Source organism: Bradyrhizobium sp. NP1 (assembly GCF_030378205.1).
Lineage (GTDB): Bacteria > Pseudomonadota > Alphaproteobacteria > Rhizobiales > Xanthobacteraceae > Bradyrhizobium.
On the sequence record NZ_CP127385.1, the window covers coordinates 531,197 to 555,462 of the forward strand.

The following is a 24,266-nucleotide window of genomic DNA, read 5'->3' on the forward strand; positions in this document are numbered from 1 at the left end:
CCATGAACATCAACACCTCGCCTGACATGATCGTGAAAAGCTCCGCCCAGGTGACGCCGGGTTACATGTCCGGCTTCGGCAACAGTTTCGAGACCGAGGCGCTGCCCGGCGCGCTGCCGATCGGGCGCAACTCGCCGCAGCGCGCAGCCTACGGCCTCTATGCCGAGCAGCTCTCCGGCTCGCCCTTCACGGCGCCGCGCGGCACCAATGAGCGTTCCTGGCTCTACCGCATCCGCCCATCGGTGAAGCATTCGGGGCGGTTCGCCAAGGTCGACGCCGGCCTGTGGCGCTCGGCGCCCTGCCATGAATACGACCTGCCGATCGCGCAACTGCGCTGGGATCCGACGCCGCTGCCGAAGGAAGAGGTGACGCTGCTTCAGGGCATTCGCACCATGACCACCGCGGGCGACGTCAACGCCCAGGCCGGCATGGCCGCGCACGTCTTCCTGATCACCAAATCGATGGTCGATCAGCATTTCTACAATGCCGACGGCGAGATGATGTTCGTGCTGCAGCAGGGCAATGTCCGCTTCGTCACGGAATTCGGCCGCATCGACGCCGAGCCGGGCGAGATCGTCGTGATCCCGCGCGGGGTGAAATTCCGCGCCGAGATCCCGTCTGGTCCGGCGCGGGGTTATCTCTGCGAGAACTATGGCGGCGCCTTCACGCTGCCGGAGCGCGGTCCGATCGGCGCCAACTGTCTCGCCAATGCGCGCGACTTCCTGACGCCCGTCGCCTGGTATGAGGACAAGGACACGCCGACCGAGCTTTACGTGAAATGGGGTGGCTCGCTGTTCAGGGCCGAGCTGCCGCATTCGCCGATCGACGTCGTCGCCTGGCATGGCAACTACGCACCGTACAAATATGACTTGCGCCATTTCTCGCCGGTCGGGGCGATCAGCTTCGATCATCCCGATCCCTCGATCTTCACGGTGCTGACCTCGCCGTCGGAGACCGCGGGCACCGCCAATATCGATTTCGTGATCTTCCCGGAGCGCTGGGCGGTCGCGGAAAACACCTTCCGTCCGCCCTGGTATCACATGAACATCATGTCGGAGTTCATGGGCCTGGTTTATGGCGTCTATGACGCCAAGCCGCAGGGCTTCACGCCCGGCGGCATGAGCCTGCACAATTGCATGCTGCCCCATGGTCCCGACCGCGACGCCTTCGATCATGCGACCAACGGCGAGCTGAAGCCGGTGAAGCTTTCGGGCACGCTCGCCTTCATGTTCGAGACCCGCTATCCGCAGCGCGTCACCCAATATGCCGCCACCGCGGCGACGCTGCAGGATGACTACGCCGACTGCTGGAAGGGCCTCGAGAAGCGGTTCGATCCGAAGAAGCCGTAAGCGCATTGGTCATCGCCGGGCTTGACCCGGCGATCCATCACTCTTCAAAGATTGCCCTTAAAGATGGATGCCCGGCTCAAGCCCGGGCATGACGACTGGAGAATCAATTGCCACATCCCAACGACCCAAAACTCCGTTCCTTCGTTCCGGTCGACCCGGCCTCGCACTTCCCGATCCAGAACCTGCCCTACGGCGTGTTCTCCGCGCGGGACGGGCTCGCGCCACGTGTTGGCGTTGCGATCGGCGACCACGTGCTCGACCTCTGGGAGCTGGCGCAGGATTGCCGCTTCGACCTCGTCGAGCCCGCGGTGTTTGCCGCTTCCAGCCTCAATCCCTTCATGGCGCTGGGGCCGCAGGTCTGGTCGAAGACGCGCGCGCGGATCAGCGAGCTGTTGCGCGCCGACCATCCGGAGCTGCGCGACAACGACGATTTGCGCAAGCGCGCGCTGGTGCCGATGAAGGACGTGAAGCTGCATCTGCCGATCACGGTCTCGGGCTACACCGATTTCTATGCGTCGAAGGAACACGCCACCAATGTCGGCGTCATGTTCCGCGGCAAGGACAACGCGCTGCAGCCGAACTGGCTGCACATGCCGATCGGCTATAACGGCCGCGCCTCCACCGTCGTCGTGTCGGGCACCAGGGTGCGCCGCCCGCGCGGCCAGTTGAAGCCGCCGAATGTCGAATTGCCGAGCTTCGGGCCGTGCAAGCGGCTCGACTTCGAGCTGGAGATGGGCGTCGTCGTCGGACAGCCGTCGAAAATGGGCGAGATGCTGACCGAGCAGCAGGCGGAGGCGATGATCTTCGGCTTCGTGATCCTCAACGACTGGAGTGCGCGCGACATCCAGCAATGGGAGTATGTGCCGCTGGGGCCGTTCCAGGCCAAGGCGTTTGCGACCTCGATCAGCCCGTGGGTGGTCACGCGCGAGGCGCTGGAGCCGTTCCGCCTCAACGGTCCTGAACAGGCGCCGGCGCCGCTGCCCTATCTGCGCCAGACCAAGCCCAACAATTACGACATCGAGCTCGAGGTCGACCTGCGCGCCGGCGAGATGAATGAGGCGAAGATCATCTGCCAGACCAACTTCAAATACATGTACTGGTCCTCGGTGCAGCAGCTCGTGCACCACGCTTCCTCGGGCTGCGCGATGAATGTCGGGGACCTCTTAGGGTCCGGCACCATCTCGGGACCGGAGAAACACCAGCGCGGCAGCCTGCTCGAAATAAGCTGGAACGGCACCGAGCCGGCCGATCTCGGCGGCGGCGTGAAGCGCTCCTTCCTCGAAGACGGCGATTCGCTTCAGATGTCCGGCTGGTGCCAGGGCGACGGCTACCGCGTCGGCTTTGGCGCGGTCGAGGGCACGATCGCGCCGGCCGAGTGATTGCTCTTAACCTCCCCTTGAAAGGGGAGGTCGATTTGCGTGTCAGCGCAAATCGGGAGGGGATGACTTGACGGTGGTCGACCCCCACCCCAACCCTCCCCCTTGCAGGGCGAGGGAGCAGAGCTGCTGCGCTAAACTCTCACCGCTCCTCGGGCCGGATATCCCTGATCCGCGCCACATGCGCGGCGATGTCGTCGAGCGGATATTTCAAATGCACGCGCTTGTCTGACGGCAGCTGTTTTGAGACGCACGCGCCTGACCGCCATTCCCGCGACGGGCGGATCGGACGCGGCACGAAACCGCCGCCGCAATTCGGGCAAACATTGTTGAGTCTGGTCTCGACACAGTCGGCGCAGAACGTGCATTCGTAGGAGCAGATGCGCGCCTCGGTCGCCTGCGGCGGCAAGTCCTTGTCGCAATATTCGCAGTTCGGTCGCAGTTGCAGGGCCATGATACTCTCCGGCGCTAACGAAGAATGATCGCAAGTCGTGGCAGCGTTTCGAATGACGAAATTCCCTCGAATTGGGCCACCACCCTTTCTCTGCCGTGCGAGGCGAAGCGGAGCGGTCAGTCTTGCAGAACGCGCAGTGGCAGCTTCGCGCTCTCCTTCAGCCGGTCCAGCACGATCGATGAGCGCACATGCGCCACGCTCTGGTGCGGCATCAGCACCTCGTTGACGAGATCGGACAGGCCTTTGAGGTCACGCAGCACCACCTTCAGCACATAGTCGGCGTCGCCGGTCAGCGAATAGGCCTCCTGGATTTCGTCGACGCGATTGACCAGCGCGCGAAACTTCTTGGCGTTGTCGGGCGAGTGGGTCGCGAGCGTGACGTGGATGAAGCCGACGAGGCCAAAGCCGAGCGCTTCGCCCGCGAGGTCGGCGTGATAGCCCGCGATCACCTTTTCCTGCTCCAGCCGCATCCGTCGCCTGGAGCACTGCGAGGCCGACAGGCCGATGCGCTCGGCGAGCTGCTGGTTGGTCAGCCGGCCGTCGTCCTGCAGCGCGGCCAGCATCTTGAGGTCGAAGGCGTCAACCGAGATCATGCGTAAAATACCAGTTATGTGCACGAAACGTGCATAATATAGCCTAAAGTGATCCCATTTGCACACACTTTGCGCGTCCGATGGCTCAGAATTCTCCAAAGCAAGGGAGATTCGCCATGGGTCCGTTTCCGCACGACGCGCCGGCCGCCACGATCACCGCCGACAACCCGATGGGCACCGACGGTTTCGAGTTCGTCGAATATGCCCACCCCGATCCGCAACAGCTGCATGCGCTGTTCAAGCTGATGGGTTACATCGCGGTCGCGCGGCACAAGAGCAAGAAGATCACGGTCTACCGCCAGGGCGACATCAACTATCTCGTCAACGAGGAGCCGGGTACGCACGGTTTCGACTTCGTCGCCGCGCACGGACCGTGCGCGCCATCGATGGCGTTTCGCGTCGTCGATGCCAGGCGTGCCTATGAGCGCGCGATCGCGCTCGGCGCCGAGCCCGCAGAAATCTCCTCGGGCGAGAAGACGCTGGACGTTCCCGCCATCAAGGGCATCGGCGGCAGTCTTCTGTATTTCGTCGATCGCTATGGCGCCAACGGCTCGGCCTACGACGTGGAGTACGAGTGGCTGGGGGCGCGCGACCCACGCCCTGCGGGCGCCGGGCTCTATTACATCGATCATTTGACCCACAACGTCCATCGCGGCCGCATGGATGTGTGGACCGGCTTCTACGCAAAACTGTTCAACTTCCGCCAGATCCGCTTCTTCGACATCGAGGGCCGCGCCTCCGGCCTGTTCTCGCGGGCGCTGACCAGCCCCGACGGCAAGATCCGGATTCCGATCAACGAGGATGCCGGCGACTCCGGGCAGATCGAGGAATATCTCAAGGTCTATCGCGGCGAGGGCATCCAGCACATCGCCTGCGGCGCGCAGGATATCTATCGCACCATCGAGACGCTGCGTACGGCCGGCCTGCCTTTCATGCCGTCGCCGCCGGATACCTATTACGAAAAGATCGATGCCCGCTTGCCCAAGCACGGCGAGGACCTCGCGCGGCTGCAGAAGAACGGCATCCTGATCGACGGCGAGGGCGTCGTCGCGGGCGGCCACACCAAGGTTCTCTTGCAGATATTCTCGGCGAACGCGATCGGGCCGATCTTCTTCGAGTTCATCGAGCGCAAGGGCGATGACGGATTCGGCGAGGGCAACTTCAAGGCGCTGTTCGAATCGATCGAGGAAGACCAGATCCGCCGTGGCGTGCTGAAGGCCGATCGCGCGGCGTAGCGCGCCGTCGTCCCGGCCAGCATCGTAGGGTGGGCTAAGCGAAGCGAGCCCACCGCCTTGCCGATACGCCGAGATCATATGGTGGGCACGGCGCAACTGCGCCTTTGCCCACCCTACAATTCTTGCATCAGACTCTACCGTCCCGCCTTCCACGCGTCGATCACGCCGGTGATGTCGGCCGCCGTCGCCTCGCGGATCGTCGACGGCGTGCGCGAGAAGCGCGGCGCCGGCGCCGGCTGCGTCACGCCATGGCGCTCGACGAAGACGCCTCGCGCCGCCATGTGCGGATGATCAGGGGCTTCCTTCATGGTGAGAACCGGCGCAAAGCAGATGTCGGTGCCCTCCATGATCGTGCACCAGTCGTCGCGGGTCTTGCGCTTGAAGACTTCGGTGAGCTTCTCGCGCAGCGTCGGCCATGCCTTGCGGTCCATCTGGGCGTCGAACGCGGCGTCCGAAAGCCCGGCGTGCTCGCGCAGCAATCGATAGAATTGCGGCTCGATCGAGCCGATCGAGATGAAACGGCCGCAGGCGCATTCGTAGACGCCGTAGAAATGGGCGCCGCCATCGAGAAAATTGCTCTCGCGGCCGCCGTCCCATCGTCCCATCGCAGCGAGATCGAAAAACATCGCGAGCAATGACGCAGCACCGTCGCACATCGCGGCGTCCACCACCTGGCCCTTGCCGGATTTCGACGCTTCCAGCAGCGCCGCGAGCACGCCGACCACGAGATAGAGCGCGCCGCCGCCGAAATCGCCCACCAGATTGAGCGGCGGTATAGGTCTTTCCTTCGGCCCGATCGCCGCCAGCGCACCGGTCAGGGAGATGTAGTTGATGTCGTGGCCGGCGGCCTGCGCCAGCGGGCCTTCCTGGCCCCAGCCGGTCATGCGGCCGTAGACGAGCTTCGGGTTTCGCGCGAGCACGACGTCGGGACCGAGGCCCAGTCGCTCCATCACGCCGGGCCGAAAGCCTTCGATCAGTGCATCGGCGTTCGCCAGCAGCTCCAGCGCCTGCGCCACCGCGGCCTTGTCCTTCAGGTCGAGCTCGATCACCTTGCGGCCGCGGCCAGCGACCGACTTCAGGTTCTTCCCGGCGCGGACGCGATCGAGCGTGACGACTTCCGCGCCCATGTCGGCCAGCAGCATGCAGGCGAACGGGCCGGGACCGATGCCGGCGAATTCGACGATGCGGAAGCCGGTCAGCGGGCCAGCGCTGCGGGTTTGCGATTGCGGGGCCGATTTGTCGAGCACGGTCTTTTTCCTGACAGCGTTTCCTGGCGGTCCAATTCTAACATTCGCTCCCCACTTTGGGAGCCACGTTTGCGAATGTTAGAATCAAAGGACCACCAGCAGATTATAATTGCTAGTGAAGTCCTGGACTTGACGTTCGCATGAGCGGACTGCGGCAAATGGATAGCGAACGTCAAATCCGCTCCACTAGGGTGAAATTGTCCCGCCAAGCGGCAACGGGGGCAAGCGCCTTTTGCGACAGAATATGACCCAAAAACGAAAGGCGGCGCGCATCGCTGCGCGCCACCACCGGCGGAACTTGCGTCGAGTGGCTATCCGGCCGCGGCGACCGCGCGCTGCGCCATCACCTTGATCAGGTTGGCGCGATAGGCCGCGGAGCCGTGGATGTCGCTCAGCAGGCCGTTGGCGTCGATCTTCACATTGTCGAGCGCGGATGCCGACCAGTTCGACTTTAGCGCGTTTTCGATCGCGCCAACCCGAACTACGCCATCCTGCGACGCGCCGGTCGCGGCGACGCGAACGTCGCCCGACTTGGTCTTGGCGACGAACACGCCGGTCAGCGCGAAGCGCGAGGCGGGATGCGGAAACTTGGCATAGGCCGCCTTGGCCGGAATCGGGAACGACACGGCGGTGATGATCTCGCCATCCTCGAGGGCGGTGGAAAAAAGCCCCTTGAAGAAATCGTCGGCCGCGATCGAGCGCTTGTTGGTCTTGATGGTGGCGCCGAGCGCGAGCACCGCCGCAGGGTAATCGGCCGCCGGATCATTGTTGGCAAGCGAGCCGCCGATGGTGCCGCGGTGGCGCACCGCGGGATCGCCGATATGGGAGGCGAGCGCGGCAACCGCGGCGATCGCCTTCTGGGCGGCCGCGCTCTGCGCCACGTCATAATGCGTGGTCGCGGCCCTGATCGTCAGCGCATCTCCGGACGCCTCGACCCCGATCAATTCCTTGATCCGGCCAAGATCGATGACGTCGGACGGCGAGGCCAGCCGCTGCTTCATCACGGGAAGCAGCGTGTGACCGCCGGCGAGATACTTCGCTTCCTTGCCCTTGGCGAACAGCGCCGCCGCTTCGTCGACGGAGGCGGCGCGATGATAGGTCGTCTCATACATGGTGGTGCTCCCTGGACGCTGCGCATATCGCAGCCGTTGCACTTTCTTTTTCGCCCCCCTGAAAGGGGGAGGTCGATTTGCGAAGCAAATCGGGCGGGGGTCAATTTGTCTGTCGGACCCCCTCCCTGACCCTCCCCCTTGCAGGGGGAGGGAAAGCACTCAGGCGCCGGCGTGGATCGCCTGCCAGACGCGGTCCGGCGTCGCCGGCATTTCCAGCCTGTTGTGTCCGATGGCGTCCGTGATGGCGTTGATCACGGCTGCCGAAGCGCCGATCGCACCGGCCTCGCCGCAGCCCTTGATGCCGAGCGGATTGCCTGGACACAGCGTCGTGGTGTGCGAGAGCTTGAACGACGGCAGGTCGTCGGCACGCGGCATGGTGTAGTCCATGAACGAGGCCGTGACCGGCTGGCCGTTGCCGTCATAGACCGCGTGCTCCAAGAGCGCCTGTCCGATGCCCTGCGCGAGCCCGCCATGGACCTGGCCCTCGACGATCATCGGGTTGATGAGCCGGCCGAAATCGTCGGCCGCCACGAAGTTGACGAACGAGGTCTTGCCGGTTGCGGGATCGACCTCGAGCTCGCAGACATAGGCGCCGGCCGGGAAGGTGAAGTTGGTCGGATCGTAGAAGGCGGTCTCCTTCAGGCCGGGCTCCATCCCGTCGGGCAGATTGTGCGCGGTATAGGCCGCGAGCGCGACCATCGGGAAGGCGATCTTCTTGTCGGTGCCCGCCACCTTGAACTCGCCGTTCTCGATGACGATGTCGCCTTCGGAGGCCTCCAGCGCATGGGCTGCGATCCTCTTCGCCTTGGCCTCCATCTTCTCCATCGCCTTCAGGATCGCGGTCAGGCCGACCGCGGCCGATCGCGAGCCATAGGTGCCCATGCCGAACTGCACCTTGTCGGTGTCGCCATGGACGATCGAGATCTGATCGATGGGGATGCCGAGCCGGTCGGCGACAAGCTGGCAGAACGTGGTCTCATGGCCCTGGCCATGGCTGTGCGATCCCGTGAGGATCTCGATGGTGCCGACCGGGTTGACGCGCACCTCGGCGGATTCCCACAGGCCGACGCCTGCGCCGAGGCTGCCGACCGCCTTCGACGGCGCGATGCCGCAGGCCTCGATGTAGCAGGAGACGCCGATGCCGCGCAGCTTGCCGTCCTTCATGGCCTTGTCCTTGCGCGCGGTGAAGCCGGCATAGTCGATCGCCTTCATCGCGGCGTCGAGCGAGGCGTTAAAGTCACCGGCGTCGTAGGTCATGATGACGGGCGTCTGGTAGGGGAACTGGGTGATGAAGTTCTTCCGGCGCAGCTCGCACGGATCGACCTTCAACTGCCGCGCCGCCGTCTCCATCATCCGTTCGATCAGGTAGCTCGCCTCGGGGCGCCCGGCGCCGCGATAGGCGTCGACCGGGGTCGTGTTGGTGTAGACGGTGATCACCTCGGCATGGATCGCCGGGATCAGATATTGTCCGGACAGCAGCGTCGCATAGAGATAGGTCGGCACCGAGGACGAGAACAGCGACATGTAGGCGCCGAGATTGGCGTAGGTCTTCACCCGCAGGCCGAGGATCTTGTTGTCCTTGTCAAAGGCCATCTCCGCCTTGGTCAGGTGATCGCGGCCGTGCGCATCGGTGAGGAAGGCTTCCGAGCGGTCGCCGGTCCATTTCACGGGACGGCTGACCTTCTTTGAGGCCCAAAGCGCCACCATCTCCTCGGGGTAGATGTAGATCTTGGAGCCGAAGCCGCCGCCGACGTCGGGGGCGATCACGCGCAGCTTGTTCTCGGGCGCGATATTGTAGAACGCCGACAGCACCAGACGCGCGACATGCGGGTTCTGCGAGGTCGTGTACAGCGTGAAATGCTCCTCCGCCGGATCGAAGCTCGCGATCGCCGCGCGCGGCTCCATCGCGTTCGGCACCAGGCGGTTGTTGGTGAGCTCGAGCGTCACCAGGTTCGCCGCCTTGGAAAACGCGGCGTTGACCGCCGCCTCGTCGCCGAGCGTCCAGTCGTAGATCACGTTGCCCGGCGCCTCCGGGTGCAGTTGCGGCGCGCCCGGCTTGATCGCGGCGCGGATGTCGGCGACCACAGGCAGTTCCTCGTAGTCCACGACCACGGCCTCGGCCGCGTCGCGGGCCTGGTTCTTGCTCTCGGCGATCACGACCGCGACCGCCTGGCCGACGAAGCGCACGGTTTCCGGCGCCATCGCCGGCCACGCGCCCATCTTCATCGGCGTGCCGTCCTTCGAGGTGATGGCCCAGCCGCAGATCAGGTTGCCGATCTTGTCGGCGACGAGCTCGCTGCCGGTCAGTACCGCAACCACGCCCGGCATCTTCATCGCAGCCGACGAATCGACGCGCTTCACCTTGGCGTGCGCATGCGGGCTGCGCACGAAATGGGCATAGGTCATGCCGACCATCTTGACGTCGTCGACGTAGCGGCCCTTGCCGGTGATGAAACGCCTGTCTTCCTTGCGCACGACGCTTGCGCCAATGCCTTCAACGCCCATGTCCTAGTCCTCCCTCGCGGAGATCGGTTGCCCGCCTGCTTCCATCGAAGCAAAGGCGGTTTGAAGTTGGGATGCGGCGGCGCGCTATTCGGCCGCCTGCGCGACCTTCATGCGCGATGCCGCATCCAGCACCGCCTTGACGATGTTGTGGTAGCCGGTGCAGCGGCAGATATTGCCTTCGAGCTCGTGGCGAACGGTCGCCTCGTCGAGCTTGCCGCCATAGCGATGGACGATATCGATCGCCGACATGATCATCCCCGGCGTGCAGTAGCCGCACTGCAGGCCGTGATTGTCGCGGAACGCGGCCTGCATCGGATGCAGTTCCTCGCCCCTGGCAATCCCCTCGATGGTGGTGACGCTGCAGCCGGCGGCCTGTCCGGCCAGCACCGTGCAGGATTTCACCGCGCGACCGTCGATATGCACCACGCAGGCGCCGCACTGGCTGGTGTCGCAGCCGACATGGGTGCCGGTGAGGTTGAGATTTTCACGCAGCAGATGGACCAGCAGCGTGCGGTCCTCGACATCGACCGACACCGCCTTGCCGTTTACCGTCAGTTTGATCGTGGACACGCTTACCTCCCGGGATGTTCTTGGTTGTGCCGATTAGATGCAGCGGTGCGGAACTTTGCAACTGGGATTTTTGTCACTGACCCGCCCCGGCCTTCGTCAGCCTGTCGTCAGCGAGGGGGCCGAGATTTATTCCCGGAGCAAAGCCTGCCGTCCGGCGGCCGCGGACCGTCGCACGGCAGGTGTCGTCGGCGATCACGCCTTGCGATCTGCGCCGCCGGCCGCAACCTGCGGGTGAAAGTTTACTTCGTTTTATCCATTCTACCGTAGTTTTACGCACGCAGAGATTGGGTGCGCCCGCGCCCCGCTCTGGGCTGGGTTCGACCAGGAACATTCGGGGGTTGGGGTGGGAAAGTCCGTGGGTGTGGGGTCGCGGTGGCTGAGGCTGCCGACCCTGCGGTTTCGTGGCAAGGTTCTGGCCGGTTTCGGCGTCGTGCTCGCCATTTCCGCCGCCAGCATGGGGTTCGCCTATCTCGGCTTCGAGCGGGTTTCGGACGGGGTCGCCGCCTATCGCAACAGCGTCGCCGAGGCTGATCTGGCGCGCAATATCGATCGTGAGCTGATCTCCTACCGCTCGGCCGCGCGCTATTACATCCTGACCGGCAGGGAAGAGGACGCGGCGTCCGCGCTTGCCGCGGAAAAGAGCCTGAAGGAGGCGATCGACCAGGCGCTCAGCGATGCCCGCGACCGCGCGCGCCGGGAAAGCGTCAGGAAGCTGGCGGACGAATTCAAGAATTTCGTCTCGACCTTCGCCGACATCATCAGGGTCAAGCGCGAGAGCGCCCAGCTCGTGCAGAACCAGCTCAGCCGCGGCGGCAACATGTTCCGCTACAAGCTCGACGACATCGCCGGCACCGCCTCCGAGACCGAGTCCCAGGCGATCGAGTTCGGCGCCAAGCAGGTCACGGCGCAGTTCCAGGCGGCGAGCGCACTCGCCAACACTTTCGCCATCAACTCGGACAAGACCGTCGCCAACAGCGCATTGGCGCGGCTCAAATTCGTCGGGAATTCGCTGGCGGCAATCTCCGCGACCGACGAGAAGCTTGCCGCCGGGCTGAAGGAGGCGACAAAACTGCTCGACGAATACAGGCAGGCCCTGAGCACGCTGATCGAGAACACCCAGACGATCGAGGATCTCGTCACCCAGATGTCGGGCGCGGCCGGCGCGATCATGCAGGGTGCGAGCACGATGAAGGCCGACCTCGTGGCCGACCAGCGGCGGCTGGAGGCGGAATCGGACGCGATCATCGCGGCAACCGAGCGGCTGATCATCATGCTGGCGGCCGGCGGCTTCCTGCTTGGCGGCGTGCTCGCTTTGCTGTTGGGACGGGGCATCTCGCGGCCGATGATCGCGATGTGCAAGGCCATGCACGAGCTCGCCGGCGGCAAGTTCGACGTCGTGCTGCCCGGGCTCGGGCGCAAGGACGAGATCGGCGAGATGGCCCGCGCCGTCGAGGAGTTCAAGCTGCAGGCGATCGCCAAGGCCGAGCGCGATGCCGCGGCGCAGGACGCCCACAACAAGGAGGCGGGCGCCGCGCGCCGCGCCGAGCTCATCCGTTTTGCCGACGATTTCGAGTCGACCGTCGGCAGCATCGTCTCCAACGTGTCGGCGTCCGCAGTCCAGCTCGAATCCGCCGCCGGTACCCTGACGCGTACCGCGGAAACCACGCAGAACCTGTCGAGCGAGGTTGCCGGCGCGTCGGAGGAAGCTTCCGCCAGCATGCAGTCGGTCGCGACCGCGACCGAGGAATTGTCGGCCTCCGTCGACGATATCGGCAAGCGGGTGCGCGATTCCAGCCGGATCGCGGAAGCCGCCGTGGTGCAGGCGCAACAGACCGACGAGCGGATCGGCAAACTGTCCTGCGCGGCGCAGGAGATCGGCGACGTCGTCAAGCTGATCACGGCGATCGCGGAGCAGACCAACCTGCTGGCGCTGAACGCGACCATCGAGGCGGCACGCGCCGGCGACGCCGGTCGCGGCTTTGCGGTGGTCGCCTCGGAGGTCAAGTCGCTGGCGAGCCAGACCGCGAGGGCGACCGAAGAGATCTCGAACCACATCTCCGGCATGCAGGACGCGACGCGCGAATCGGTCACCGCGATCAAGGCGATCGGCAGCACGATCGGGCAGATCTCGGCCATCGCCACCTCGATCTCCGAAGCGGTGGCGCAGCAGAGCTCGGCGACCCAGGAGATCGCCCGCAGCGTTCAGAACGTGGCCCAGGGCACGCAGCAGAGCGCCGCCAGCATCATGCAGGTCAACCGTGGCGCCACCGAAACCGGATCGGCCTCGGAGGACGTGCTGAGCTCCGCGAGCACGCTGTCGACCGAGAGCACGCGGCTGCGCGCCGAGCTCGACCGCTTCATGGCGACGATCCGCGCGGCGTAGGCCGCGTGGCTCAAACCCTGCCTGCTTACGCCCTGCCGAACTGATGCTTCAGCTCGACCTTGGCGCGTTCCAGTCGCGCGCGCTCGGTTGCCGGCAGGGATTTGCCGGCCCGGTTGATATAGAAGATCAGCATCGACAGTGCCGAGCGATAGGCGCCGGCCTTGCGGCGCGTGCTGCGTTCCGCCGACCGCTTCAGCGAGGCCGCGATCTTCCGGGCGCTGGTCTGCTTGAACACGCCGCGCTCGAGGTCAAGCGCGTCGCTCTCGCGCGTCACCCGCTGCGACCAGCGTTTGGGTCCGGTTTTTCGCGCGCTTTTGCGCGTCGTTCGTCGCGCATTCTTGCGCGGCGCCTTGCGTCGTTCCGCCATGGGCTGCTCCTGCGCTGCAGGCGAAGAACGTCAGGCCCGCGGGCAGGGTTCCCGAGGCGTGGCGTTGGAACCCGCTCCGAGGGCGAGCGTTAACGGGTCTGGCAGGCATAGCGGCTTCCGCCCCGCGGGCGGATAGCCCTCGAACCGCAAACCCCCCGCCGCCTCGCATCGGTCCGATCACATGGAGTTGCAGCACAATCCGGCATTGAGTCTCGGCGCCGCTGTCGCTGCGCCCAAGGAGCGCGCCGACGAGCGGGTGATCGAGACCACGATCCCCGCGCGGCTCGACAGCCTCGCCTGGAGCGGCTTTCACACCCGCGTGGTGCTGGCGCTCGGCATCACCTGGGTGCTCGACGGGCTGGAAGTGACGCTGGCCGGCGCGCTGTCCGGCGCGCTGAAGCAGAGCCCGATGCTGCATTTCACCAATTTGGAGCTCGGCGTCGCCAACAGCGCCTATCTCGCCGGCGCCGTGCTCGGCGCGCTCGGCTTCGGCTGGCTCACCGATCGCATCGGGCGCAAGAAGCTGTTCTTCATCACGCTCGCCGTCTACCTATCCGCGACCGCCGCCACCGCATTGTCCTGGAGCGTCGCGAGCTACGCGCTGTTCCGCTTTATCACCGGCGCCGGCATCGGCGGCGAATACACCGCGATCAATTCCACCATCCAGGAGCTGGTGCCCGCACGCTATCGCGGCTGGACCGACCTCCTGATCAACGGCAGCTTCTGGATCGGCGCCGCGATCGGCGCCGTAAGCGCCATTGTGCTGCTCGATCCAGCGGTCACCGGCCCCGATGTCGGCTGGCGGCTCGCCTATTTCACCGGCGCGGGCCTCGGCCTGATCGTCTTCGTGATGCGGATGTGGATTCCGGAAAGTCCGCGCTGGCTGATGATCCATGGTCATCCCGACGAGGCGCACGCCATCGTCGCAGACATCGAGCGGTCGGTCATCGGCCACGCCCAGGATCCGCGCACGCGCGACTGGCCCAAGATACGCCTGCGGATGCGCAACCACACGCCGCTCTCGGAGGTCGCGCACACGTTGTTCGTGACCTATCGGCAGCGTGCGCTGGTCGGCCTCGTGCTGATGTCGGCGCAGGCGTTTTTCTACAATGCGATCTTCTTCACCTTTGCGCTGGTGCTCACCGATTTCTACGGCATCGGCACCGACCAGGTCGGCTGGTACATCCTGCCCTTTGCCGCCGGCAATTTCTTAGGTCCGCTGCTGCTCGGCCGCCTGTTCGACACCATGGGCCGTCGGATCATGATCACCTTCACCTACGGCATCTCCGGCCTGTTGCTCGCGCTGTCGGGATATCTGTTCTCGATCGGCGCGCTGAGCGCGCAGGGCCAGACCGTCGCCTGGATGATAATCTTCTTCTTTGCCTCGCCGGCGGCAAGCTCGGCCTATCTCACCGTGAGCGAGAATTTCCCGCTGGAGGTGCGCGCGCTTGCAATTGCGCTGTTCTATGCGATCGGTACCGGAATAGGCGGCGTCGCCGGCCCTGCGCTGTTCGGCGCGCTGATCGACAGCGGGTCGCGCGCCAGCGTTTTCGCAGGCTACCTGTTCGGGGCGGCGCTGATGATCGCGGCGGCGGCGGTTGCCTGGGCCTACGCGGTCGCGGCCGAGCGCAAATCACTGGAATCGGTTGCACGGCCGCTCGCCTTTTTGGAGTAGAGTGTCATGACCGAAGAACTCGCCGAGTTGCCCGTGGCTGACGATCTCATGCCGGAACAGGACGAAGCGCCGGAAGCCGTTCCGGTGCCGCATCTGCTCGTGCCGCATCTCAACACGACGGCGATCCTGCTCGACATCGACGGCACGCTGCTCGACCTGATGCCGACGCCGCGCGAGGTCTGGGTCCCGCCGGGGCTGACGCAGACGCTGGGCGGCCTGCTGCAGCGGACGTCGGGTGCGCTGGCGCTGGTGAGCGGCCGTTCGCTAAACGACATCGACCTGATCTTCGCGCCGGAAGAATATCCGGCCGTAGGCGGCCATGGCGCCGAGATGCGCCTGAACCGCGAGGGCGAGGCGGCTGCCACGCACGCGCCGCCGCTCGACAAGGAGTTGAAGCGCCGCCTGGCCGCGATCGCGAAGCTCAGTCCCGGTATCCTGCTCGAGGACAAGGGCTACTCGCTGGCGCTGCATTATCGGCTCGCCCCGCATGCGGAGAAGGCGATCTATGAGGCGGTGTCGCTGATCCGGGCCGACCTGCCGACCGCGCCAATCGAGGTGTTGCCCGGCAAGGCGGTCTGCGAGATCAAGCATTCCGGCTTCACCAAGGCGAGCGGCGTGCGCGAATTGATGACGCATGCGCCGTTCCGCGGCCGTCGCCCGCTTTTCATCGGCGACGACGTCACCGACGAATCAGTTTTTGCGATCATGCCTGACTTCGACGGCCTCGCATTCTCGGTCGGCCGTCGCGTCAAGGGCGTGGCGGGGCATTTCGACGAGCCGGAAGACGTGCGGCAGTTCCTTGCGCGCCTGCTTGCGGATGCCAGTGGCCCGACTCCATTCGCCTGACGAATCGCCGCAACGTCGGCAGCGGATGTCGAATCCACCGCTGGCGCCACCGCGAGGCCATAATCGATTCGGCTTTTTCTTGATTTTTCACGGCTTCATCGGGGCGCGCAAAATTTTGCGCGCGTTTCGCGTTGTTCCCGCAACGATTTTTGTATTCAGAAGAGAAGTTCGGGTTCCGCTGCGCGCGGCCCGATTTTGGTTTCAATTCGCCCGGAGACTTAAAGGAACCATATTGATGAATGCCAGTTAAACACGACGCCCGTCAGGAGGGGACCTGTGAACCTCGTCGTTGTCTCGAATCGTGTCACACGCGGCAAAGCCAATGAGCCGATGACCGGCGGCTTGGCGGCTGCGCTGCTTCCGGTCGTGGAAAATTCCGGCGCGATCTGGGTGGGTTCCTCCGGCCGTGTGCGCGAGGGTTCCCAAAAGGAACCGTTCGCCGAGGTCGAGGCGCTGGGCAGCGGCGCGCTCGCGATGCTCGACCTGCCGGCCGCCCATTATGGCGGCTACTACGAGGGCTTCGCCAATTCGGCGCTGTGGCCGGCGCTGCATTCGCGCAGCGATCTGATTCGCGTCTCGAACGGCGATTATCTCTCCTATCGCGAGGTCAACGCCTTCATGGCGCGGGCGCTGTTGCGCTTCCGCAAGCCAGATGTCGCGTTCTGGGTGCAGGACTATCACTTCCTTGCGCTCGGCGCGGAGCTGCGCGAGCTCGGTGTCACCGAGCCGGTCGGCTTCTTCCTGCATACGCCCTGGCCCGCGCAGGCGGTGATCGAAGGCGTGCCGCATCATCGCGAGCTGATCGGGGCGATGCTGGCCTATGACCTGATCGGTTTCCAGACCGAGGAAGACTGCCGCAATTTCGTGAGCTATGTCCGCGCTGATCTTGGCCTCGAGGTTCGCAACGGCGTGGTGATCTCGCACCATGGCCGCACCCGGCTCGACGTGTTCCCGATCGGGATCGACGCGGAGAAATTCGCTGCGGCTGCCGCGCGGGCGGTATCGCACCCGGACGTGTCACGGCTGCGGCGCAGCCTGAACGGCGAGAAGCTCGCGATCGGCGTCGACCGGCTCGACTATTCCAAGGGCCTCGTCAACCGCATCGTGGCGTTCGACCGGATGTGGACCGAGCAGCCGCATCTGGCGCGCGCGGTATCGCTGTTGCAGATCGCGACGCCCTCGCGCGGCGGCATCGAAGCCTATGGCAATCTGCAGAGCGAGGTCGCCAAGCTCGTCAGCGACGTCAATGGCCGCCATGGCGAGGTGGACTGGACGCCGATCCGCTACCTCAACAAGGGCTACAGCCAGGCGGTGCTTGCCGGCCTCTACCGCACCGCGCAGGTCGGCGTGGTGACGCCGCTGCATGACGGCATGAACCTGGTGGCCAAGGAATATGTCGCCGCGCAAAACCCGGCCGATCCCGGCGTGCTGGTGTTGTCGAAATTCGCCGGCGCCGCGAACGAGCTCGACACCGCGCTGCTGGTCAATCCGCACGACGTCGACGGCATGGCGCGCGCGCTCGCGATGGCGCTGGCGATGCCGTTGACCGAACGGCGGATGCGCTGGGAGGCGATGATGGCGAAGCTGCGCGCGCACACCATCGATCACTGGCTCGCCGATTTCGTCGCGGCGCTGGAGGGGTGCAAGTCCACGAGGACGATCGCCGATCCGCGGCTGGTGGAATCGCGCGCCTTCTGGCGTCCGCGCACGGCCAGCGGCGGCAATTCCCCGAAGCGTCAATTGCAATAGGGCACACCGTCAAGCCGGGCAGCGCGTCTGCGCGCTCGGGTTTTCCATGGGCACCATGCCCTTGCCCTGGCCGACGAACACGCCCGGCCCCACCACCACAGACGATTTGTTGCCGATGATGACGCTGGGATGTTGCGAGGCGATGCTCGATCGCGTGCCGTCCGCCCAGATGATCGCGTCACCGGCGAAGGCGCCGCGCCGGCCGTCGTCGCAAGTGACGTCGGTGCCCTGACGCGTGCAGTGCTGGGCCATAGCCGGCGCGGCAAGGCCCGCGACAAGCACCGTGGCCAGGATCGAAACTGCCGTCCGCTGGATGATGACCATGCCGCGCTCCCGCCCTGCCTCGAGGAATCCTTGAATCGTCGTGTGTCGCGTCACTTTGGTTCAAGCGCCTGATGGTGTCGAGCGGAGCGCCGACGAAGGTAATTCTCGTTAAGAATCAGTAAGTTGAGGAAATGTCAGGGGCGGTGGTCGCAGTCCCTTGCCAAATGCATTCCGGCCCTTCATGAGAGGGGCCGCCGGAGAGATGGCCGAGTGGCTTAAGGCGCACGCTTGGAAAGCGTGTGTGCGGGAAACCGTACCGTGGGTTCGAATCCCACTCTCTCCGCCAACCCCATTCCAGCTCCATCGCCGTATAGGGCGCATTATCCCTCGAAATCCCGTTGTTTTCGCGCCGGCTTCCACTGCAGGGTGTCCCGGAGAATCGGTCAAAAAGGCTTCAAGCGGGCATGGAGAATGGATTTTTCTCCACACCCTTTGTACCTCTTTCAAGCGGTATATCGCCGATACTCTAACTCCGGCAATGACTTTGGGCGTCGTCGTTTCGAATCCCTATCCCTCAACCAACTCAAAATCCGCCGTCTGCGAGTTCGATACCTGCTTGCGCAGCCATCCACTCCGGCGTTTAGTCTTGACACCCGGAACTGCGGGGCTTCGCGAATTCGTTTCCGTCTCCGCACTTCCAATTCGCGGGGCCGGGAGCGTGAATTGCCGAAAGTCTCCGACCAATTCCGCGAAAACTCCCGTTTTGGGAGACTTAGGCCGGAGACTTTGGTTCGATCAGCCACTGCGTGGTGATCGACGCAGTCCGTTCTTGGAATGGTAAGCTTTCCACAAAAGCTTATCAGCCCGATAGTGGAATGATGCTAGGTTGCGACAGCTCGTCAGGCTCCTAACCTGAAGGTCATAGGTTCAAATCCTATGCCCGCAACCAATCCCTTGCCGCGCCCCAATTACCGCTTAAATAAAGGCCTCGCGCCGCGAATATTGCTCGCGCGCACAATACCCAATTCAGAAAATGGATTCCCGGGGCGGGATGCCTTGACCGACACACTTGAACAAAAATCGGCCTCTACCGAACTGACCGGCGGCGCGGGGTTTACATACGAAGACACGGTCGTCGCCTATTACCTCGCGCATCTGCTCCGGAACGAGCGCGCGGCAGGCCAGTCTGGCATTGTCACCAGCGTCGCTGTTCAGCGGCAAGGCCACGGCCATCCCATGGATGATGTCATCGTTGGTCTCGACCATGCCGGTACGAATAAATCGCTCGAACTTCAGGTTAAGCGCTCCGTCACCATCAGCGGCGCCGATCAGAAATACAAAGAGATCGTCACGGCGGCTGTGAAGACGCAAGCTGCCGCTACCTTCATCAAAAACTCGGACGCGAGTGGATTTGTCGTCGAGCATGTCACGGACTCGACCTTCCGCAGCCTTTCACGGCTGATCGCCAGAGCAAAGGCGAGCCCAGACGCCAAAGACTTCGAACATTATTTCGCGCCGGGCGGCACGGCGGGTGCTGACGACAAGGGACTGCGCGAAGCGTTGTTGCCCCTTACCGGGGCGGCCAATCTGGAGGAGGAAGTCAACTTCTACCGGAATTTCGCCGCGCTCCATCTGGCTGGGCTGGAAGATGGCGGTGCGCTCCGCCTAGAGATCGTCAATCGTCTGCAAGAAATCGTCGCGGATAATGTCGACGGTCAGGACATTCTTCTTTTTGACCGCCTCTGCCGCATCGCGCGCGAAGGCGCGGCGAACGCCGCCAAATGGACGCGTTCGTCCCTGCTCGCCCAACTGAAGGGCTCGGTGCGGCTGAAAATTACACCGAACTTCAGCGACGACATCAAGCGGCTGAATGCCGCCTCGCTCGATGCGCTCAACGATGTGTCCGAAACGGTCGATGACGTTCATGTCGCGCGCGACGGTTTGCAAGAGAAAGTCGCGAAGCAGCTGGAGAAGCATCGCGTTGTTTCCATCGGCGGCCTGCCGGGTTGCGGCAAATCTGCCGTTCTGAAGCACTTCGCAGCCAACGCCGCGAAGTGGGGCCCGATCCTCTTTCTCAAGAATGACCGGCTACTTGGAACGAGCTGGACGACATTCGCGACAGCGCTCGGTCTGCGCCACGCCAGCGCGTCCGATCTTCTCGCCGAAATCGGTTCTTCAGGTACGCCCATCCTTTTTATCGATGGCATCGATCGTATCCGGCCAGACCAGCAACACATCATCACCGATCTCATCCGCGCCATGGAGGCCGACCCGAACCTCCAGCACTGGAAGGTTCTCGCGAGCTCGCGCGATCAAGGTCTCGAAGCCTACCGGAATTGGTTTCCCCGGCAGTTTTACACCGCGAACGGCATGGGCAGCGTTTCGGTGAAGGGGTTCTCTGAAGAAGAGGCGGAGCGACTAGCTAAATCGAAGCCCAATCTGGGCCGCCTTCTATTCAGTCCCAGCCAAGCCGTGGAGCAGATCGCGCGCCGTCCGTTTTTTGCGTCCGTGCTTGCCAAAGCCATTGCGCAAGACGCCGAACCGAAGACCGAAGCCGATCTGATCAACGCGTGGTGGCTGCGCGCCGGACATGACGCCATGGCCGAAACGGTGCCGCAACGCCAGCGCGCGCTCATCGACCTTGCTGAAAAAGGCGTGCGTAATCTCGGCAAGGAGATCTTGGTCCGCGATCTTAAGCCGGAGACCGTCGCTCAACTGACTGCGTTGGAGGCGGATAACATCATTCGTCTTGAGCGCGCAGGCGCGATGGTTTCATTCACGCACGATATCTTCTTTGAGTGGGTTTTCTTCCGGCTGCTCATCGAGCTCGGCGACACATGGCCTTCGGCGCTTTCCGCCGCCGGCGAACCGCCATTGCTCGGTCGCGTGGTGGGTTTGCTGGCTCAAGACGCGCTCACCGAACCCGGACGTTGGACCGCCGGATTGGCCCAGCTGGAAAGCTCTTCTTTGCGCGCCCAGTGGAAGCGCGAATGGCTCACGGCGCCGCCCTTCACGAACACATTCGAGAAGGCCATCGACGAGTTCACGCAGCGTGTCGAAGCCGACGACTTCGCTTTGTGCGAAAAGCTGTTCGTGTGGTTTCAGGCGCAGCACACCGTGCCGAGCCCCATGATCATGCAAGGGGCGATCAAGATTGAAGGCATGGACTCCATTCGCTTGGCCGATCTACTTGGATGGCCTTCTGACGGTGAAGCATGGGGACGCCTTATTGACTGGATCATCGCGCGTCATGACAGGCTCCCACCGCGTCTTTTCCCGCAAGCGCTCGAGGTTTTAGGGGTTTGGCAGAACGCGCTATCGGACATTAAGAACAAACGCTCGAAGGGCATTCTGGCGACGTGCAGTTCGTGGCTCGTCGATCTCGAAGCGGAAATCTACGCCGAAGGCTATGCGCGCCCGCGCAGCAAATGGGACGTCCTCGGCCACGAAGCGCAGAAGAGTCTCGCGACCGGGTTGCGTAACATGCTTCTCCGATCCGCCCGAAGCTATCCCGAGTTCGCGGTCGCTCTTTTTGAACGCGCCGCCAACAATGAGCACATGCTGCGGCCCGCATTTGACGATCTGATGGGCTTTACGCCGGTCATGGCGGAAGTTGCGCCGGAGGCGGTTGAAAAGGTCGCTGAAGCCAAGCTCGTGCAAGAATTGCCGCAGGACGAGTATGACCGGCTCCGCCGCGAAGAAGCTGAACAAGCAAAGTGGCGCGAAGAGATCAGGGCAATTCCGGAGGAGAAGCGCACGCGCCATCAACAGATGGCGTTGTCGTCGGTCCACTTTCCGACGAGCATGTCCGACTTCCGATTGGATGACGTCGGCCTCGACGCCCACAATCATTATTTCCACCCTTCATCGGCGCTGCACGAACCGTTCGCCAGCCTGCTCGCGAAGAGCCCCGCCGTTGGCCTTCGCTTCATCAAGAAACTTACGAACCACGCGACCGCCGGCTGGCGTCAAGTCCATAAGCTCAGCCGCCGCAAACACGGCACGCCGATTCCTGTTGTCCTAGACTTCCCGTGGGGCAAGCAGGAGTTCTGGGGTGACTGGCACGTATTCGGCTGGGGTCTTGGTATGCTGGGCTCCGAACTGCTCCAGTGTGCCTATCTGTCGCTTGCCTATTGGGCCTTCAAGGAGATCGAGAAAGGCCGCTCCACCAGCGACGTGATCAAGGAAATCCTCGAAGGCAGCGAGTGCTATGCCACGCTGGGCCTTTGCCTACGCCTTGCCATCGAGACGTTCGAAGTTTCTGAAACGACGCTGCCCATCGTCACGTGCCAGCGATTGTGGGAGCATGATATGGCGCGGCTCATTCAAGAGCCGCAGAAGGACGTCGACCTTTTCGGGTTCGGTTTCCTCACGAAATTGACGGGTGAAAAAGCGAAGGCGAAAGCGTTCCTCGAAAGCCGCGAATACCGCAAACACGATGTGCATGAACTGGCGATGCATTTTGCCATCAGCAGCGACACGAGCCTGCGGGATCGCTTCAAGAAGGCGCTGGCGGCGTTCCCGGAAAACCTACCGTTCGAGCTCGAAGAAGAACGCGAACACCCGAAGGTGGCGCATCAATTGAAGGAGAAGGCCGAGCTTTGGTCCGGCCTTGGCAATATCGAGAATTATCGGCGCTACGAAATGCAGGGCGATCAAGTTGCCATCGGCTATGAGCCGCCGAAACCGCTGCCCGAAGCCACGCAACAGAAGGCCGCCAAGGCCTCAGAGTCCTTGGGCCAAACGCATGTACTGAATTGGGCCATGAAATCCTTGAATGAAGGCAAGCCTGCCGAGGGCTGGTCGTTAGATAAGGCAGTCGAATACGCCAAGAAGCACGACCGCAACGACCTCTTCGACGAGCGCGCCGATGTTGGGCCCCACGCGGTCCAAAGCGGCGTCTCCGCTATCGCCGCGTGCGTTATCCGATATGCCGATAAAGATTCGGCGGATCGGCCATGGGCGTGGAATGTGATGGACCGCGTTCTGAAGATGCGCGAGCCCGGGGATTATCGGGGGTCGAAGATTCCGTGGCATCCGTCCTTTCATCTTATTTCCGCGCTGTTCCACGACCGCAAGAGTGGCGCGTCCCGTTCGGAATCGTCAGCCAGCCTCATTGAGCTTGCGAGCCATACGAACGAAGATGTGCAGCTCATGGCTTTCCAAGCCCTCTTTTTGGACCCGGACCCGCATGTGAAGTGGGTAGCCGTGCACTTCGCGTTCGACCTCGCGCATTACATCGATCCCATTCAGAACGAGACGACCTTTGAGCGCGATGACACGGAAGATCGCGACGCACGCAAGGCCGCTGTGGCGAAGGCGTTGAATGCCCTTGGTGTTGAAGCCGAGACGGGCTTCGAGCCGTTGCCACCGGCATGGGTGAAGGCACCGAAGCGCAACAGAGGTGAAGGAGATTATTGGACCGACCCCAAGCGCTCGTTTGACGGGCAATATGCCGCCAAGCTCTTCGCGCACTTTCCGCTTGAAGAGTGGTGCCGGTCAGATGTTTACCGCGCGAAAATCGGACCGCTCCTCGTCGATCTTGCGCGCTGGACGGCCGACCGGCTGATGCCATCGTGGGACGATAAGAAGCGCCGCGACAAACAAACGAATTTGTTCGAATGGGACCGCGCCTTAGGCACCATGTTCGCGGGCGTCTTACCGTTTTTCGATCTGCAATGGATTCGCGAGCACTTTCTTAAACCGTTCTCGCAGGACGACGAAGAGGCGTTGCGCGTGCTTGCAGAGTTCGCGGACAGCACTGTTAGACGGCATGTCCTGGAGGCCAAAGGCATCCCCGCCAATGCACTGCCCGTCCTCCACGACTGTGTGCAGCGCGTGATCGACGACAGAACGTTTAACCCGAACGGTTACCGTGCGGGGGAAGTGCACGGCTATGACATGCCGATCCTCATCAAGGCGCTTCTGTTTGTGAACATCGAAGCCGAATGTCCGGGCGCAGCGCGGTTCGTCAACGGCGATTGGAGTGACATCGCGGTCATCATCCCGCTCGTCACGAAGCTCATGAAAGCGACCGGCTGGTCAACCTTCGTCATGCAAAACTACCTGACCCTGTGCGAGAAAGCCGGGGCATCATACGCCCTTGATGCGTTTATCGATCAGTCCGGGGCGGCATTGGACTCTATCGAATACGCAAAAGGCAGTTGGGTCGGGACATCACTGCCTGCGCGGCTCGCGGCAATCATCCAGTGCCTCGCAGAAGCGAACTACCCCCTCGAAGTTAATCGTGCACGCGGCCTCTTAAGGCTTCTCGACGCGCTGATCGACCTTGGCGACCGGCGTAGCGCGGCGCTTGAACAAGACGAGGCATTTCGTCGTGTTCAAGGGTCAGTTCGTTGAGCCTCATCTAAAATTAGGTGACAGCGTTCTATTATAATCATAATTTTTGCAGAGAATAACGTCTAGAGTCCGGACAAAGGTAGCTTAAGTCCGCAGCTCTGGATCGTCTGAATGGTGCGTGTCGCTCGTCTCGCTCGGCCTGTTCAGGTGGGGCGGCGACTTCATGACGACTTCTTGAGTT

15 protein-coding genes, 1 tRNA gene and 1 pseudogene are annotated in these 24,266 nt (G+C 63.4%); 9 read left to right on the forward strand and 8 right to left on the reverse strand.

Annotation, left to right across the window (positions count from 1 at the left end):
- The first annotated feature begins 2 nt into the window (after nucleotides 1-2).
- On the forward strand, nucleotides 3-1,349 hold the full coding sequence (hmgA, locus tag QOU61_RS02560) for a homogentisate 1,2-dioxygenase (RefSeq protein ID WP_289656583.1): 1,347 nt from the start codon (nucleotides 3-5) through the stop codon (nucleotides 1,347-1,349).
- Between the two features lie 107 nt (nucleotides 1,350-1,456).
- On the forward strand, nucleotides 1,457-2,728 hold the full coding sequence (fahA, locus tag QOU61_RS02565) for a fumarylacetoacetase (protein WP_289656584.1): 1,272 nt from the start codon (nucleotides 1,457-1,459) through the stop codon (nucleotides 2,726-2,728).
- A 139-nt stretch (nucleotides 2,729-2,867) separates the two neighbouring features.
- On the opposite strand, the gene QOU61_RS02570 is transcribed toward fahA, so the two are convergent.
- Together QOU61_RS02570 and QOU61_RS02575 are read right to left on the reverse strand one after the other, a co-directional pair.
- The gene (locus QOU61_RS02570; protein WP_289656585.1) at nucleotides 2,868-3,179 is read right to left on the reverse strand and encodes a DUF1272 domain-containing protein; all 312 of its coding nucleotides are present in this window, start codon (nucleotides 3,177-3,179) and stop codon (nucleotides 2,868-2,870) included.
- A 116-nt stretch (nucleotides 3,180-3,295) separates the two neighbouring features.
- The gene (locus tag QOU61_RS02575; RefSeq protein WP_289656586.1) at nucleotides 3,296-3,772 is read right to left on the reverse strand and encodes an Lrp/AsnC family transcriptional regulator; all 477 of its coding nucleotides are present in this window, start codon (nucleotides 3,770-3,772) and stop codon (nucleotides 3,296-3,298) included.
- A 116-nt stretch (nucleotides 3,773-3,888) separates the two neighbouring features.
- Here QOU61_RS02575 and hppD point away from each other — a divergent pair, with 116 nt between their 5' ends.
- Nucleotides 3,889-5,007, forward strand: a complete 1,119-nt coding sequence (hppD, locus tag QOU61_RS02580) for a 4-hydroxyphenylpyruvate dioxygenase (protein ID WP_289656587.1) — start codon at nucleotides 3,889-3,891, stop codon at nucleotides 5,005-5,007.
- Between the two features lie 134 nt (nucleotides 5,008-5,141).
- Here the strand turns inward: hppD and QOU61_RS02585 are convergent, their stop codons facing one another.
- The 4 genes from QOU61_RS02585 to QOU61_RS02600 all read right to left on the reverse strand — a co-directional run bounded on the left by QOU61_RS02585 (nucleotide 5,142) and on the right by QOU61_RS02600 (nucleotide 10,441).
- On the reverse strand, nucleotides 5,142-6,254 hold the full coding sequence (locus QOU61_RS02585; RefSeq protein WP_289656588.1) for a CaiB/BaiF CoA transferase family protein: 1,113 nt from the start codon (nucleotides 6,252-6,254) through the stop codon (nucleotides 5,142-5,144).
- 311 nt (nucleotides 6,255-6,565) lie between these two features.
- A complete protein-coding gene (locus QOU61_RS02590; RefSeq protein ID WP_289656589.1) occupies nucleotides 6,566-7,366 on the reverse strand; it encodes an FAD binding domain-containing protein in 801 nt (266 codons plus the stop codon).
- Nucleotides 7,367-7,525: 159 nt separating this feature from the next.
- Entirely contained in the window at nucleotides 7,526-9,871 is a 2,346-nt protein-coding gene (locus QOU61_RS02595; RefSeq protein WP_289656590.1) for a xanthine dehydrogenase family protein molybdopterin-binding subunit, read from the reverse strand.
- 84 nt (nucleotides 9,872-9,955) lie between these two features.
- The gene (locus QOU61_RS02600) at nucleotides 9,956-10,441 is read right to left on the reverse strand and encodes a (2Fe-2S)-binding protein (protein ID WP_289656591.1); all 486 of its coding nucleotides are present in this window, start codon (nucleotides 10,439-10,441) and stop codon (nucleotides 9,956-9,958) included.
- Between the two features lie 355 nt (nucleotides 10,442-10,796).
- On the opposite strand from QOU61_RS02600, the gene QOU61_RS02605 reads away from it, so the two are divergent.
- Nucleotides 10,797-12,824, forward strand: a complete 2,028-nt coding sequence (locus QOU61_RS02605; RefSeq protein ID WP_289656592.1) for a methyl-accepting chemotaxis protein — start codon at nucleotides 10,797-10,799, stop codon at nucleotides 12,822-12,824.
- 25 nt (nucleotides 12,825-12,849) lie between these two features.
- On the opposite strand, the gene QOU61_RS02610 is transcribed toward QOU61_RS02605, so the two are convergent.
- Nucleotides 12,850-13,191, reverse strand: coding sequence for a DUF3175 domain-containing protein (locus QOU61_RS02610; protein WP_289656593.1), 342 nt, complete (start codon nucleotides 13,189-13,191; stop codon nucleotides 12,850-12,852).
- A 181-nt stretch (nucleotides 13,192-13,372) separates the two neighbouring features.
- Between QOU61_RS02610 and QOU61_RS02615 the strand changes: the two genes are divergently transcribed.
- The 3 genes from QOU61_RS02615 (at nucleotide 13,373) to QOU61_RS02625 (ending at nucleotide 17,461) form a co-directional block, all read left to right on the forward strand.
- The gene (locus QOU61_RS02615) at nucleotides 13,373-14,866 is read left to right on the forward strand and encodes an MFS transporter (RefSeq protein WP_289656594.1); all 1,494 of its coding nucleotides are present in this window, start codon (nucleotides 13,373-13,375) and stop codon (nucleotides 14,864-14,866) included.
- 6 nt (nucleotides 14,867-14,872) lie between these two features.
- The gene (otsB, locus tag QOU61_RS02620; protein ID WP_289656595.1) at nucleotides 14,873-15,712 is read left to right on the forward strand and encodes a trehalose-phosphatase; all 840 of its coding nucleotides are present in this window, start codon (nucleotides 14,873-14,875) and stop codon (nucleotides 15,710-15,712) included.
- A 276-nt stretch (nucleotides 15,713-15,988) separates the two neighbouring features.
- Nucleotides 15,989-17,461 (forward strand): trehalose-6-phosphate synthase, encoded by a 1,473-nt coding sequence (locus QOU61_RS02625; RefSeq protein WP_289656596.1) that lies wholly within the window; start codon nucleotides 15,989-15,991, stop codon nucleotides 17,459-17,461.
- Here the strand turns inward: QOU61_RS02625 and QOU61_RS02630 are convergent.
- Nucleotides 17,449-17,785, reverse strand: a pseudogene (locus tag QOU61_RS02630) (hypothetical protein). The gene QOU61_RS02625 and the pseudogene QOU61_RS02630 sit on opposite strands and share 13 nt — an antisense overlap.
- Before the next feature lie 196 nt (nucleotides 17,786-17,981).
- Here QOU61_RS02630 and QOU61_RS02635 point away from each other — a divergent pair.
- Nucleotides 17,982-18,071, forward strand: a tRNA-Ser gene (locus QOU61_RS02635).
- A gap of 710 nt (nucleotides 18,072-18,781) precedes the next feature.
- Entirely contained in the window at nucleotides 18,782-24,085 is a 5,304-nt protein-coding gene (locus QOU61_RS02640; protein WP_289656597.1) for an NACHT domain-containing protein, read from the forward strand.
- The last annotated feature ends 181 nt before the right edge of the window (nucleotides 24,086-24,266 follow it).

Bases quoted from the DNA above. Each gene is read 5' to 3' on its own strand.
- hmgA (WP_289656583.1), top strand. From the start codon at position 3: ATGAACATCAACACCTCGCCTGACATGATCGTGAAAAGCTCCGCCCAG.
- QOU61_RS02570 (WP_289656585.1), bottom strand. From the start codon at position 3,179: ATGGCCCTGCAACTGCGACCGAACTGCGAATATTGCGACAAGGACTTG.
- QOU61_RS02575 (WP_289656586.1), bottom strand. From the start codon at position 3,772: ATGATCTCGGTTGACGCCTTCGACCTCAAGATGCTGGCCGCGCTGCAG.
- hppD (WP_289656587.1), top strand. From the start codon at position 3,889: ATGGGTCCGTTTCCGCACGACGCGCCGGCCGCCACGATCACCGCCGAC.
- QOU61_RS02590 (WP_289656589.1), bottom strand. From the start codon at position 7,366: ATGTATGAGACGACCTATCATCGCGCCGCCTCCGTCGACGAAGCGGCG.
- QOU61_RS02595 (WP_289656590.1), bottom strand. From the start codon at position 9,871: ATGGGCGTTGAAGGCATTGGCGCAAGCGTCGTGCGCAAGGAAGACAGG.
- QOU61_RS02610 (WP_289656593.1), bottom strand. From the start codon at position 13,191: ATGGCGGAACGACGCAAGGCGCCGCGCAAGAATGCGCGACGAACGACG.
- QOU61_RS02615 (WP_289656594.1), top strand. From the start codon at position 13,373: ATGGAGTTGCAGCACAATCCGGCATTGAGTCTCGGCGCCGCTGTCGCT.
- otsB (WP_289656595.1), top strand. From the start codon at position 14,873: ATGACCGAAGAACTCGCCGAGTTGCCCGTGGCTGACGATCTCATGCCG.